Annotated in this window: 1 protein-coding gene; it reads left to right on the forward strand. The window is 58.6% G+C overall.

Features of this window, described 5'->3' with window-relative positions; translation table 11 throughout:
- Window positions 1-302: hypothetical protein (locus tag FYK55_RS29955; RefSeq protein ID WP_235909064.1), on the forward strand; the 302-nt coding region annotated here is incomplete at both ends.

Raw genomic sequence — 302 nt, forward strand, 5'->3', positions numbered from 1 at the left:
CCTGTGGTGATGGACCGTGCCCTGACGAGGAGGAACCCTGTGAAGAGAAGTTTGACCCCAAGACTTGCTGCGAGAAAGAGAACGATCTTGGCGGCGGCGACTCCGGTGGCGGCGATGGTGGTGGTTGCTCAGGTGGCAGTTGTTCGTCGCCTGCTTCCACCAGCGAAAAACCCATCCGCTACTTCAATGGCGAGTTGCGTCTGTCGGCCAGTGATCTTCCCGCATCGACATCGTCACTTGGTCATCGCCGTGCGTACAGCAACCAGATGTCCCGCAGCCATGACTACGGCAACGGGTTCAAT

It is taken from the genome of Roseiconus nitratireducens, from assembly GCF_008629675.1.
Taxonomy (GTDB): Bacteria; Planctomycetota; Planctomycetia; order Pirellulales; family Pirellulaceae; genus Stieleria; species Stieleria nitratireducens.